General features: G+C 42.1%; 8 protein-coding genes and 1 riboswitch. Of the genes, 2 read left to right on the forward strand and 6 right to left on the reverse strand.

What is annotated here, in order from left to right; genetic code table 11:
- Positions 1 to 56 precede the first annotated feature (56 nt).
- Entirely contained in the window at positions 57 to 2,999 is a 2,943-nt protein-coding gene (locus AN389_RS08655) for a TonB-dependent receptor domain-containing protein (RefSeq protein ID WP_055019632.1), read from the reverse strand.
- Between the two features lie 242 nt (positions 3,000 to 3,241).
- Here AN389_RS08655 and AN389_RS08660 point away from each other — a divergent pair, with 242 nt between their 5' ends.
- The gene (locus tag AN389_RS08660) at positions 3,242 to 3,997 is read left to right on the forward strand and encodes a LytTR family DNA-binding domain-containing protein (RefSeq protein ID WP_055015540.1); all 756 of its coding nucleotides are present in this window, start codon (positions 3,242 to 3,244) and stop codon (positions 3,995 to 3,997) included.
- 16 nt (positions 3,998 to 4,013) lie between these two features.
- Here the strand turns inward: AN389_RS08660 and AN389_RS08665 are convergent, their stop codons facing one another.
- The 5 genes from AN389_RS08665 to AN389_RS08685 all read right to left on the reverse strand — a co-directional run bounded on the left by AN389_RS08665 (position 4,014) and on the right by AN389_RS08685 (position 11,900).
- Positions 4,014 to 4,412 (reverse strand): hypothetical protein, encoded by a 399-nt coding sequence (locus AN389_RS08665; protein ID WP_055015539.1) that lies wholly within the window; start codon positions 4,410 to 4,412, stop codon positions 4,014 to 4,016.
- A 60-nt stretch (positions 4,413 to 4,472) separates the two neighbouring features.
- Positions 4,473 to 6,590: a S9 family peptidase gene (locus AN389_RS08670; protein WP_408003053.1), complete on the reverse strand. Its 2,118-nt coding sequence runs from the start codon at positions 6,588 to 6,590 to the stop codon at positions 4,473 to 4,475.
- Positions 6,591 to 6,709: 119 nt separating this feature from the next.
- Positions 6,710 to 7,276, reverse strand: coding sequence for a hypothetical protein (locus AN389_RS08675; protein WP_055015577.1), 567 nt, complete (start codon positions 7,274 to 7,276; stop codon positions 6,710 to 6,712).
- A 95-nt stretch (positions 7,277 to 7,371) separates the two neighbouring features.
- A riboswitch (cyclic di-GMP riboswitch) is annotated at positions 7,372 to 7,454 on the reverse strand.
- A gap of 109 nt (positions 7,455 to 7,563) precedes the next feature.
- Positions 7,564 to 10,704: an efflux RND transporter permease subunit gene (locus AN389_RS08680; protein WP_055015538.1), complete on the reverse strand. Its 3,141-nt coding sequence runs from the start codon at positions 10,702 to 10,704 to the stop codon at positions 7,564 to 7,566.
- 11 nt (positions 10,705 to 10,715) lie between these two features.
- A complete protein-coding gene (locus AN389_RS08685) occupies positions 10,716 to 11,900 on the reverse strand; it encodes an efflux RND transporter periplasmic adaptor subunit (protein WP_055015537.1) in 1,185 nt (394 codons plus the stop codon).
- A 290-nt stretch (positions 11,901 to 12,190) separates the two neighbouring features.
- Here AN389_RS08685 and AN389_RS08690 point away from each other — a divergent pair, with 290 nt between their 5' ends.
- Positions 12,191 to 14,701 carry a zinc-dependent metalloprotease gene (locus tag AN389_RS08690; protein ID WP_055019633.1) on the forward strand — a complete coding sequence of 837 codons (2,511 nt, stop codon included), beginning with the start codon at positions 12,191 to 12,193 and terminating at the stop codon, positions 14,699 to 14,701.
- Positions 14,702 to 14,746 lie beyond the last annotated feature (45 nt).

The following is a 14,746-nucleotide window of genomic DNA, read 5'->3' on the forward strand; positions in this document are numbered from 1 at the left end:
CACTTGCATAAAAAAGCCCCAGCAATGGCTGAGGCTTTTGTTAACAGTATTAAAGGTTAAAATTTACTTCTAAAACCAATGTAGAAGGTTTGTCCGATTGGGTCATATGTACCTGCGTCGGTTTCAGTACCTGTGCTTGAGCCACTTACACCTGACAGTATACGCGGAGGCTCTTTATCAAATAAGTTGTTAGCACCGGCGTATAGCTCTACCGCGTCACTTATATGGTAGCTTGCTTGTACATCGTGGTAGGTTACTGAGCCAATACCCACACCACCAGCAGGAATACCAAAGCCACTTAAGAATTGATCATCAAAGTCAGCAGCCCCTATGTAAGTCATGCTCCAGTTAAAGTCAAAGTCATCAAGCTTATAGCCTAAGTTCCAGTTAGCTTTGTGTTCAGATGCGCCAATTTCACCAGCAAATTCATCTTTATCTGCACCAGGTAACGGAATGGTGTAACCATCAATCAAGTAAGTGTATGCAAGGCGAGTTCTAAATGCGCCTGGGCCAATATCGGCAGAGTAAGTAAGTGTTAAATCCACACCCTCTGTACCTAAACCACCACTATTTGATACACCGCTATCGATAAACTCAAGCGAGCCTGCACTGTTATTACCTGATGGACCGCTTCGACGAGTTATAAAGCTACAGAAACTATCATCGCCACCACCGTAACACTGGTCTAAAATAAACTGACGTGGTGTAGATACAATCGCATCCGTGATTTCTATGTCAAAATAATCTAGGGTAACGTCAAGGCCTGAAATTAGCTCCTCTGGAGTAAATACCACACCTACAGTCACTGAGTCACCAACCTCTTCTTTTAAGTCTGGGTTACCACGGTTAAAACCACTAATGCCCTGTAAATCAGATTGATTAAGGGTAAACTCCCCGTTTGATGCAATATTATTTGCAACACCCACATCGGCACGACATGCATCACCAACAGCGCCACCGCCGCTGTTTGTAACACCTATACATGGATCATTTAAACCACTTGGGAAGGTTTGCGAAGGCGGTGAAAATAACTCATCAATATTAGGCGCACGTGTAGAGCGGGCGCGGGTAGCACGAAGGCGTAAGCTATCCATCACTTCCCAATCAACACCTACGTTCCAGCTTTCTGTATTACCCACTGTTGAGTAGTCAGATAAACGCACTGCTGCGTTCATTGTTACGGCATCCAACACTGGGATATTCGCCTCAACATAGTATTCAGTTACATCAAAAGAGCCTTCGGTTGCAGGGATTGCATTACCGGCATTTAAGCCTGCCTGCTGTAGAGCATCAAATTCACTACGAGAAAACTCTTCGCGGTACTCAAAACCAGCTGCTATACCTACCATACCTGCAGGCAGCTCAAATAAATCACCTGAAACGTTACCGCCAATAATTTCTTGTTCTACCGATGTAGAAAGCGTGCTTGGTGCACTTACAAAATCAATTGCACCTTGCGATAGTGAATTAAATCCGTAAATGTTCACTGGCGCACAATTAAAGCCACGCGCTGTTGCATCAATACAAATCGCTTCGTCGGTAATGCCGTCACCATCTAAGTCTTGGCTATCAATGACGGCCTCTAAACCTTGACGAAAGCTTTGTACATTTACTAAGCCACCAGAGACTTGCGACTCTTTCGTTTTACCGTACACATAATAGGTATCGTAAAACCAGCTGTCGTTAATTTCACCCTGAAAGCCCACCGCTAAGCGGAATGTATCACGCTCTGCACGAGCACCACGGTTACCTACATCACTTAAGCGTTTTGCAAAGAAGATATCACGCGCACCATCACCATCAGTGTCTGTTGCTGCATTGTAGATATCATCTGGTACAAAAGCGTTTCTGAGCATTTCACCATTTACATCAAATTCAATAGGCACACGACCATTAGCATAAATGTCATCTGAGGCGAACGGGAAAGGCTCTAATTCTGAAATAGTGGTACTAGAAGCATACGTCCCTTCAAAAAAGAAACTGTGTTTATCAGTAAGCTCATAACTACCATTTGAGGCGAACAGGTAGCGCTCTGTAGGTATAGCGATAGTACGTACACCACTTCGGTTAAAGCCGTTAGCATCTATACCGTCACCGCCATTGGTGCTAAACGAGTCTTGTAAGTTGTTGTTTGGGTCATAAGTAAAGCGTGTATCGCCTGCATCAAAACGCCCTTGCGGAGGAAATGATGAGAAAAACGGATTTACAGCTTCAAAAATAGAACCTGGATTTGCCGCCGGATCGTCTTCAAAATAAATACCTGAAAACTGATCTACTGCAGAGCGCTCACGGTCGCGTGAAAACACAGCGCCTTGGTCTGAGTAGCCTAAGTGGAACATGGCTTGACCTTTGCCATCACCCGTAGTTAAACCCGAGGTAAAAGAAAACTGGCGCGATTCATCATCGCCCTCGCTTGACTCGCCGTACTGGCCTTCAAACTCTACGCCTTCAAAATCATCTTTGAGTACAAAGTTAACTACACCCGCAACCGCATCAGAGCCATATACTGATGAGGCACCACCAGTCATAATTTCCACACGCTCAATAAATTGGCTAGGTATAGTATTTAAATCAACTGCCGAGCTACCTGGCACACCCGATACGTAACGGCGACCATTAACAAGTACTAAAGTACGATTTGAACCTAAGTTACGCAAATCAACAGTAGCTACACCCGCGCTTGCCGTTGAAAAGTTAGAGTTAGTACGGCTAATAGCCGGAGAGCCAAATGCCGGGTTTTCTAGCAATAGGTTTTGAATATTTAGAGAACCTGATGCATCAATTGCCTCGCCACTTACCACCTGTATAGGTGCTGATGACATTGCCTCTGCTGAACGAATACGAGAACCCGTTACTTGCACGCGTTCTATTTTTTCAATTTCGTCTTCTTCTGCAGCTACACCTTGAAAAGAGAAGCCAGCTAGCACTGTCGCACTAAGCGCTAAAGACAAAGAAGATCGTTTAAATGTACGACAACCTGAGTTATTTATTTTTTTCATACTATAATGTCCCTGAATTGTTATTTTTGTAACTAGCTAGTTACAAACAATTAAACATTAAGTGGAATAATTTTAAGACACTATGTGCATTATTTAACTGGCGTTTAGTTTGGTATAAGCAGCAGGATTTATGGGATGAAGGCATTTATCCCAGATTGTTATAGGTTAGATTGAATTTTTTTTAACATTTTTTATTAAATACACGGTCTTTATAACTACACACTTTAGAGATGGAATTTTCTATGATTACTTACTTTCATGCACTAATTAGAGTTAACACGAGCAAACTTGCAACATTCTTAGCTCAACAAGTACAAGCTCACCGCCATTTTGACTCGCAAACGCAGCTGCCCGAGCAGCGTTTAGATCAAATAGATACCACTCGTTTTAATGTGCTTTTTTACGAATTATCTAATTTAAATGATCCCACTCAGATAGTGCACCTAACTGAACTGACTAAAACAATGAAAGTGGTCATAATTGCTAGGTCGGCTGAGTTTGCTAATTTTGCGTTTGAAGTCGGCGCAGTCGATTTTTTAACGACCGATGTAACCACCTCTAGGCTTGAAAAGTGTTTCGAGAAGCTTATTCATTTATGTCCATTAGCTACACAAGCAGAGCGCCTGTTAAAAACAGCACATGAAAACGAGCAACCTATTGCTGCACATATTGTTGTTAAAGATGTAGGAAAAGTACGTTTAATAGATATTAACGATATTGTATGGATAAACGGCGCGGGTAATTATGTAGAGCTACACTTTAATGGCAGCAGCGCCCCTGTTTTACATCGTGAAACAATGAAAAACATTGAACAACAGCTAGAGCCTGAAGGTTTTATACGCATTCACCGCTCCACGCTTGTTAGAAAACATGCCATTAAGGAGCTTATGCCAACAGATAGCGGCGACTATAAAGTTAAGCTTAAAAACAACATCTCATTAAATTTATCAAGAAGATACAAAAACTGCTTAGAGAGCATTATAAGCCCTGTTGCATAGGGCTTATAATGGCTTTTTACCAATAGTTTTTTATGTATTCATCGTCTGGGTGTTGTTGTAGGTAATTTTCTGAGTCTTTATAAAAATTTACCTCTACATCACTGCTGTTCCAGACTTTTTCAAACATGTTTTTAGCGATAATGTTTGCATACAAGTAATCTACGCGTTCGTAGCCACGCTCTTTAACGCTGGCAAAGTACGTCTCTAGCGAGTCCATACTATCTACCGTTATTAACTCAAACTCTTCTAAGTTAACTACAACAAACTTGACTGCGCCTTTAGGGTGCATACTTAATTCGTTAACCACACCATTGGTTAGTAAATTAATTCCTTCGTTATTAAAACTACCAAAGAGCTTTAAATACATAGTGGGTGGCTGAGAGCAAATCTGAAACTCTCCGTGTGCTCCAAACATAAATAACCTTATATTTATCAGTGCTTCATTAAAGCTTAATACATTTTGCGTATTTTGCAGCTAATTTATTAGTGCAATAAAAAAGGCCATTTCGAGCGCTTTTTCCTCTAGACTTTTAAAGCGGCCTGATGCGCCGCCATGGCCGGCATCCATATCCGTTTTAAAAACCAATATGTTATTATCCGTTTTTAGCTCTCGCATTTTCGCCACCCATTTCATAGGCTCCCAATATTGCACTTGAGAGTCGTGCAGGCCTGTGGTCACTAAAATATGCGGGTAGTCTTTGGCGCTGATATTATCGTACGGTGAGTACTTAGCTATAACATCATAAAAATGTTCATTGTTTGGGTTGCCCCATTCATCATACTCGTTAGTGGTAAGTGGAATACTTTCATCCAACATGGTGGTTAACACATCTAAAAATGGCACATGGCACCCTACACCTAAATAAAGCGCTGGCGCTTGGTTTAAAACAGCCCCCATCAATAAGCCTCCTGCGCTGCCGCCAGAGGCAAACACTTTGTTTTTATCACCGTAGCCTTGCTCAACAAGAGCCCTTGTAATATCAATAAAGTCGTTAAAACTATTTTGTTTATGCTCTTTTTTACCTTGCTCGTACCAGTGGCGTCCTAGCATTTCGGAGCCTCTAACATGTGCAATAGCATACACAAAGCCGCGGTCTAGCAAACTCAATGAAGTACTCGAGAAGCTCGGATCTATCGTGTAACCATATGCGCCATAGCCGTATTGAAACAGCGGGTTAGTGCCATCTTTGGTAAAGGTGTCTTTTCTATAAACTAAAGAAACAGGTACTTGCACGCCATCGCGTGCTGTCACAAGTAAGCGCTCAGAGGCATAAAGTGCACTATTAAACCCACCCAGTACTTGCTGCTGTTTAAGTAATGTTTTTTCACCCGAGGCTAAATCAACATTGTACAACGTTCCTGGCGTGGTGAGACTTGAATAATAAATACGGACCGAGCGCGCCTGGGGCTCGGGGTTCATCGCTACAGCGGCATAGTAGCACGGGTCACTAAATTCAAGCGCCATGCGTGCTTGGGCTTTATTAATCACAACAAAGCGAGCTTGGCCTTGTTCGCGCTCAGTTAATACTAAAAAGTCATCAAATATTTCTACGCCTTCAAGCAACACATGCTCACGGTGCGCGGTGTGCTCTTGCCACTGCGTTTTATCTGCGATTGTTTCGCTTGTTGCCGTCATCAGTCTGAAATTTTTAGCCTGCCAGTTGGTTACTATGTAAAAAGTATCGCCATGTTTATCAATATCAAACTCATGACCTTCCTCACGCGGCAGCAAGGGGTAAAACTCTCCTTGCGGGTTATTGGCATCAAGCACCCACGTATCATTTGTTTCGGTGGTGGCTAAATCAATAATAATTAAGCTCTCATCGCGGCTTTTACCCAAGCCCATAAAAAAGCTTTTATCGTGCTCTTCGTACACCATGACATCTTGGCTTTGCGCTGTGCCTAACTCGTGCCTAAACACCTGAAAACCCAGTAGCGTTTGTAAGTCTTTTTTAACGTAAAATACGGTTTTATTGTCGTTAGCCCAAACAATTTGCCCTTCGGTATTTTCTAAAACATCGCTGAGCATTTCACCGGTTTGCAAATTTTTAAAATGTACGCTGTAAATTCTACGCCCTTCGGTATCTTCACTGTAGGCCATTAATTGCTCGCATGGGCTTAGCGCTACTTCACCTAGTTCATAAAATTCATGGTTTTGGGCTAAAACATTTACATCAAGTAGTAACTGCTTGTTATCAGTATTAATGCTCGTGCTTCTGTAATGGCGTGAATACTCATCATCGCCCCGAACCTCTGAGTGGTACCAGTACTGACCATCTTTTACCGGTACCGTGTTGTCATCTTTTACGATGCGCCCTTTTAGTTCTTCAAAAATACTGTTTTGTAGCGGTTTTATCGCGGCTAGTTGCTCATCGCAATATGCATTTTCGGCTGCTAAATGGGCGAGTATTTCTTCGTTTTCGCGCTCATCATCACGCATCCAGTAGTAGTTATCGGTGCGCGTTTTATTGTGCATAGTTAATTGATGGGGCTGCTTTTTAGCAACAGGAAAACGAGCTAATGATTGAGAAGAAAATTCACTTAATGACACAACAAAACCGTATAAAAAATAACAATGCGGGCAGTTTATCATAAAAATAAAAAAGCCCACTCATAGTGAGTGGGCTTGAGGTATAAGTCCAAATTTTAAAATTACTGCAATTTTATTCTTGTCATTACACCCATGGGAAGTTGGTTTTTATTTTAAAAGCGCTAAGAGACCTTAGTCCACGCCATCGCCCAGCTTTTTCCCACACCAGGTTCAAAGCTTGGGTCTTTATCATTATTGGTTCTGCAAAACTGGCTAAATGGCCATGCCTTACACTGGTATATGTAACCTGTTTTAAGTTGTAGTACCTTAGTGCCCGCATTGTATTTTTCGCTACACTGAGGGTATACGTAATCATATTCTTGGTCGTTGTATTGTATTAAGTTGTCACACTTTGCTACACAATGAAACTCAACCTGTGCTTTATTAATACCGCTACTTTCTAGGGCAAATATTTCGTTATTTCGATAAGCTACAACCAAACCTTGCTTGGTCATTCTGCCTGCACTTACTAAAGGGACATGCACGTTTATATATTCAGCAACTAACCGTGGCCAAGCATGAGGCTCACCTTGTTCCAAAGAGGTAATTTTATATTCAAACGATAAATCAACGAGCTCTCCTTGCATGTCTGAAAAGGTTACACTAATCACATCTCCAATGAATAATTGGGTATGATGATTTAAACAACCTATAGTTGACCATTTTCCACAGGCCAACGACGTATGCATAAACACAGTAACACCTTAAGAGTCACAAAATTTTATCCATTTCATATGGATACACAAAAACGACACTGAGAGCAAGCGATACCGTACAATAATCACCCAGCAGCCCCGCTATCATAGTTTAAACCTTAGACCGGAAACTTTGCGTCTTAGCCTTTCGACTAATTTGCCAACAGAAAAATGATTATAAAACGGGCGCATGGTTTATTCAAACAAAAGAATGTAACCGAGATTTTTATGCAATCCTTAATAATTAAAAAGCCAACTCGCTAGAGTTGGCTTTAAGTGGTTTAAGATGTTTGATTTATAGGCGCTTTTCGTCTAAAAACTTTTCGAAAAACCATTTTAAACACGTTACCAATATCGCCTAAAATTATGTATAAACATGGCACCAATATAAGCGTAATAAGTGTTGCGAACATCACAGCAAAGCCAAGCGCTACAGCCATAGGGATTACAAACTTAGCTTGTAAGCTGGTTTCAAACATTATGGGCAACACACCTGCGAAGGTGGTAATTGAGGTGAGTAATATTGCCCTAAAGCGTGCGCAACCGGCTTCTATTACCGCGTTTTTAACGCTTACACCCTCTCGGCGTACTTGGTTTACGTAGTCGGTCATTACCAACGAGTCGTTTATTACTACGCCGGCCGCGGCGATTAAACCAAAGCCCGACATTAAGCTAATGTCTAAATCAAACCAAAAGTGACCCCAAATAGCCCCCGTTAAACTAAACGGAATAACCGACATAACAATAAGCGGCTGGGCGTAACTTTTAAGTGGTACGGCAAGTAATATATAAACTAAAATCATGCCGCCTACAAAAAACAGAAACTGCTCATTAGCTTGCGCTTGTTGCTCTTCTATTGCACCACCTAACTCTGATTTAACGCTTGGGTATTCCTCTTTAAGCTGTGGCAATAAGTTTTCTTTTACTTGTGAAACCACTTCGCCTGGCTCTATAACTTCTTCATCAATACTGCCGTACACATACACTGTACGATAACCGCCCTCACGGCGAATATAGCTAATCCCTGGCGTTTCGGTTAGCTCAACTACATCACCTAAAAGTACTTCACGCCCTTGCGGTGTTGTAACTACTGTGTGTTTTAGCGATGAAAACGCTTCGCGAGTCAGTTTAGGGTAACGTACCATTACTCTTACTTCTTCGCCGTTACGTATTACACGCTGCGCTTCGCCACCATAAAAACTGGCGCCTACCTGGTTTGCAATATTAGCAAGGTCGAGCCCTAAATCGTAAGCGACAGGTTTTAAGCTCATTTGCACTTCTTTGCTAGCAGGGTCAATGGTCGAGCTTATATCAAACAAGCCTTTTTGTTGCTGCAGTAGCTGAATAAAACGACGGCCTGCGGCATTAAGCGTATCTATATCAGAGCCAAATAGTAAATAACCAAACTCGCCTTCACCGGTGCCGCCACCACCGCCAACATCATCTTCAATAGTGAGTGACTTAATGCCTGCAATGGTAGGCATGGCTTCTCGCCAGCGGCGCGAAAGTTCAAACGCGTTATAAGGTCGTAATTCTTCATCAACTAACGGCGCAAGTAACTGAGACTCGGTTCTACCTTGATTAAATACCAGTACATCACGAATTATTTTTTGGCCAAATTCACGCTCTGTTTCTTCATCAACTCGCAACACCATGGCTTCTACTTCACGAATAGCTGCAATAGTTTGTAAGTCAGACACATTGTCGTTCATTTCTATATGAATTTGCGGAAAATCATGTGGCACTTTTGGCGTAGGTACAGTACGTACTTTATTTGATGTGATAAGCGCAATGCTTATAAAAAACATAGCAATAAAGCCAAACAATACCGTCCAGCGCCAGTCTACACAGCGGGATATAAAACGCTTATAAGGGCCATTTACAAAACCAAAAAAGCGCATATTAAACCTATCGCGCCAGCCACCTTTTTTAATAGGTGAAAAGTGCGTGTGGGCAATATGCGCCGGTAAAATAAGTTTTGACTCAACTAAGCTAAATACTAAACACAGTATTACTACTACAGCAATCGCGTAAAAGAAGGCACTTTCTGGCCCACTCGATAGTGTAAATGGGGCAAACACCGCAATGGTTGTTAATACACCAAATGTAGCAGGGGTTGCTACACGGTTTGCACCACGAACGACGTTTTCAACTCCGCCTCCGCTTTTTTCTACCTCAGTATAAGCGGCTTCCCCTATTACTATGGCGTCATCAACCACAATACCGAGCACCATAATAAATGCAAACAACGAAATTATATTAATGCTTATACCAAATAACGGCATTAGCATCATTGCCCCTAAAAAGCACACCGGTAAGCCAATCATTACCCAAAGCGCTAATTTAAAGCGCAAGAATAACGAAAGCATAATAGCGACTAATATTGCCCCTTGAAACAAGTTAGCTTTCATCATATCAAGGCGCGCATTTAGGTAGTACGTCATGTCCATTAATGGCTCTAACCTAACACCCGGTGGTAGCTGGGTATTCTTTTGCTCAATATATGCTTTAACCGACTCGGCAACCGGAATCATGTTTTGATCTTGCGTAGCCTTTACCGACATATACACTGCGTTTTCGCCGTTAAATTTAAAGTAGCGCTCGCCTTCGGTAAATTGGTCTTTGATAACGGCAACGTCTTGAAGCAACACTTTAGCGCCGTATTCGCCTATTTTTACCGGTATTTGCCTAAACTCATCACCAGAGTAATACTGGTTTTCAACCCGAACAGAAATAACCCCCGCATCGGTTGTTAGTTGCCCCGCCGAAAAGTTAGCAGAATAACTGCGCACCGCGTTCATTACATCGCTTAGGGTTAAATTGTATTGGCGTAACGTATCAGGGTCGATTTCGATGGCAATTTCATCAAGCGGCACATCGTTTTCTACCAACGATACGTTAGATAGCTGTAATAGCTCATCTTCAATTTGATTAGCAATTGGTTTGAGTTCTGTCAGCGGCAAATCGGCAACTAAGGTCATCCCTATAACATCTTGCCTAAACTCAATCTGACTTATGGTGACCGGTTCCATGCCCGCAGGAAAGGTTGCAATACCATCAACACGCAGCTTTACCTTATCAAGCACATCGGTAAGCTCTGCATCGGTGTTAATTTCAAGGCTTGCCCTACCGCCATTTCTAAAGGCGCGGTACACGCCCTTTTTAATTTCGGTCACATCCTTTAGTGATTCTTCAATTTTTATAAGAATGCTTTCTTCAATTTCTTGTGGTGAAGCACCGGGGTAATTGGCCTCAACATTAATGTAGTTAATTTCTACATTAGGAAACATTTGGCGCTGAATAGTTAAGTAGCTAATAACCCCCATAATGATGATAAAAACCATCATTAGGTTGGCTGCAACAGAGTTTTTAGCAAAATAAGCTATTAACCCTGTTTGTTTTTTTTCAATTGATTCGTTCATTAATTTACACCTTACAACTGTTGCGCTTCAGCGCTACTTTCGGTGTTTGTATTAGCGTTACTTGGCTCGCTCATGCCAGCCACTTTTACCTGCATGCCTTTTTGTGGGTACTCAGGTAACGTGGTAACCAACTTATCATCGGCATTAAGTCCGCTGCTAATATAAAAGTACTCGCCTTCTTCTCTCACTACGGTTACTTTGCGCGGTTCAAGCTCTTGGTTTTCGTTAACTATCCACACCGTTTGGTTATTTACTAATGATTGCGGCAAACGGTAAATATTATTAAGCATGGCGCCTGCAAAGTTAACCTGCACGTAGCTGCCAAATTTAATAGCCGGTTGCTGTGTTTTTAAGCCGTATGGGTCTTCAATACGTACCACTAAGCTGCTCATGCGCGTCGCGTTATCTACAATACCTAGGTCGCGGTCAATCACGCCTTCACGTGTAAAACTGTTTAACCCTTTTTGAATAATAGTGGCCTTAATGCCCTTAATTCGCTCCGGTAAAAATACGCTATCAAAACCAGCAATAGGAATAATAACCTCTGCTGTTTCTATATTATTTAAATCAGCCACTTGTGCACCCATAGCCACAAACTGGCCAACGCCTACATTACGGCTCACTACTAACGCATCGTATGGGGCTTTTATATCGCAGTTTTCTAAATCACGTTGTGCTCTTTTTAATGCGGCTTGCGCCGACTTAACCGCTGCTTGGGCGCTTAACACCTGCGGTTTACGTAAAAATAAGTCTGTACGTGCTTTATTCGGAAAACGCTTTGCTTCGTCTTCGGCTACTTTTGCCTGCGCTTGCTCTTCAATTAAGGCTGCTTTGGCACGCGCTAAATCGGCTTCGGCAACTAAAACGGCTGCTTCGTAGTTGTCTTTTTCAATACTAATAAGTGTATCGCCACGAGAAACCACGCCACCAGCTACAAAACTAGGATGCCAGCTAATTACTTCCCCCGACACCTGCGCCGCCAACTGTGTGTTTTCTAATGGTTTTATTTCGCCGTAGCTGTTTATTATTACTTGGTGATTATTAGCTTCTACAGGCTCAACTTGCACGGTGGGTCGTGTATCTACTGCTGTTTTATTTTGATCTTCTTGTGCAATAGCGTTTATTCCCATAAAGCCCACTACACCAATGGCTAATGCTACAAATGGGAACACCCATCTCAGTGAATTTGATTGCATATCCTAATTACCTCATATTTCTACTAACACTATAATAACAGAGCGCAATAAAACATTAACCTGACATTTGTAAGCAACTGTTACAAATCAAATTGGGCACTGAATTTAGTTGTGTACCCGTTAACAAACACCTGCTACTCATCGCATTTATTATATTTTGTTACAAACTTTTACTATTTAAAATCAACAAATTACAAGTTTAGGCTATTATTTCATCGAGAACATGTGCGAACAGTTTTTAATTTACGTACAGTCACCCTTAATAAATAACAGCGAAAAAGATTATTACAATGAAATTAACAACCCTTGCGCTAACACTGAGTATAGCGCTAAGCGGCCACGCAGTGGCTGATGATAAAAAAGAAGACAAAAAAGTAAAAACCCTGAGCGAAATGGTCGAAGGACAAACCGAATTTTCAGGTATTTTTAATTTATACCAAGACCAAAAAACCGGTGAACACTTAATGGTGATCACCGAGTCGCAGCTTAATACCCCTTTTGTATACTTTGCCCATACAGTCGACGGTGTCACTGATGCCGGGCATTATCGCGGCGCCTATAGAGAAACCAAGCTCATTGAGTTTAGAAAATACTTTGACCGCATAGATATAGTGAGCAAAACACCTCGCTATAAATTTGATCAAAACAGCGCCATTGCCAAAGCAAGCAATGCCAACATCAGCGAAGCCGTTTTAGCCAGCATTAAAATAGAAAAAGAAGAAGAAGGTAAAATAGCCTTTAAGGTCAACAAGCTATTTTTAAGTGAAGCGCTACACAAGGTATCGCCAACGCCAAACCCAGCCGATAAAAACGCTAAAAAACGCTTTAAAGTAGGTAAATTAAATACTAAAAAGTCGCGTATTGTTAAACAGCGCCCCTACCCAAACAACTTAGATATAGTCGTTGATTACGTATTTAGTAATGCCAGTCCCACCGTGCGTGGTACAAGTGCCGTAAGTGACCCGCGCAATATCTCTGTAAAGGTCCAGCACTCTTTTGTGGCATTACCTAAAAACGATTACCAACCACGTAAAGATGATGCGCGCATAGGTTATTTCACCAATCAATTTGATCTAATGACCTCAACCGATTGGGCGCCCTATGACGATGTTATTAAGCGCTGGGATCTACAAAAGAAAAACCCTGATGCTGAACTTTCTGAGCCGGTAAAACCAATTACCTGGTGGATAGAAAACACCACCCCTGTAGAGTGGCGCGACACAATACGCGATGCTGTGCTTACATGGAATAGCTCGTTTGAAAAAGCCGGTTTTAAAAACGCACTCGAAGTTAAAGTACAACCCGATGACGCAACGTGGGATGCTGGTGATATTAACTACAACGTACTGCGTTGGACTTCATCGCCAAAACCGCCATTTGGCGGCTACGGACCGGCTCTTGCCAACCCACTAACAGGTGAAATACTCGGCTCAGACATTATGCTTGAGTTTGTATTTATGAAAAACCGCTGGATTTACGACACGCTATACACCCAAGGCACAATGAGCCACGGCCAACACCTGCCTACACAAGGTGAGTTAAATTGCTCACTAGGCCATGAAATTCAACAAAACCTGCTGGTTGCTAAAGGCTTAGCAACAGGTGCCTCGATTGATGACAATGAAATGATTCGCCAAGGTTTAACCCAGTTAATTCTTCATGAAGTGGGTCATACATTAGGCTTAAACCACAATATGAAATCGTCTATTTTGTGGGATGAAAAAGAGGTTCATGACAAAAATAAAACTCAAGGCATAGTAACCGGTTCTGTGATGGATTATGCACCCGCTAACATCGCGCCAATCGGTGTACAGCAAGGTGATATTTTTCAAACTAAGCCGGGTCCTTATGATGATTGGGCTATCAACTATGGCTATAGCAGCGCCTTAGAAGATAAAGATGCCGAACAAGTTCGACTTGAAAACATACTCGCTCGCTCAAGCGAACATGCCCTTGCCTTCGGTAATGATGCCGATGATATGCGCGCCCCGGGCCGCCACATAGACCCCCGTGTAATGATTGGCGACTTATCGTCAAATCCTGCAGCCTATGGCGCCGACCGCATGGCGCTAATTGATAAACTATTTACGGAGCTAAAAGATAAAGCCACAGTAAAAGGTGAGTCTTATCAACAGCTGGTTACCTCGGCTAATAGTTTATTCGGTCAATACCGAAGACAAGCAGGTATTGTTTCTCGCCAAATAGGTGGCGTATATGTTGAACGTGCAGTAGTAGGTGATACACATGCAAGTAAGCCGTTTATGCCAGTACCGCTTGAGCGCCAAACGCAAGCAATGAACATACTTGCTAAATATGTATTTGCACCTGATGTGCTAATCAGCATGCAGCCTTTATACAACTATTTACAGCAACAACGCCGTGGCTTTAACCATTATGGTAAAAATGAAGACCCTAAAGCGCACAAAATGATTTTAGGCATGCAAAAAACGGTACTTGCGCAATTGCTGCACCCGGCTGTTATGCTACGTATTTCAGACACCGCACTGTATGGTAATGAATATAGCCTAACGCAATTTATGGACGACCTAACGGCCAGTATTTTTGTTGATAGCAAAGAGAGCACGTCTATTAGCCGCAATCTACAAATAGAGTATGTAAATCAGCTTATTGCTATTGCAGGCCTAGGCAAAGCAAGTAAACACGATAATTTGGCAAAAACTGCCGCGCTGTACCAGCTAACACAAATAGCTGATACAAGCGTAGGATGGGGAGCCGATACAGCTACTAAAGCACATAAAAAGTATATTGATCACTTAATTGCTAAAGCGTTAGAAGCTTAATAAACTCAATCAAAAAGGCCACGTAATACGTGGCCTTTTTAATGC

The organism is Pseudoalteromonas sp. P1-7a (assembly GCF_001401855.1).
Classification (GTDB): domain Bacteria; phylum Pseudomonadota; class Gammaproteobacteria; order Enterobacterales; family Alteromonadaceae; genus Pseudoalteromonas.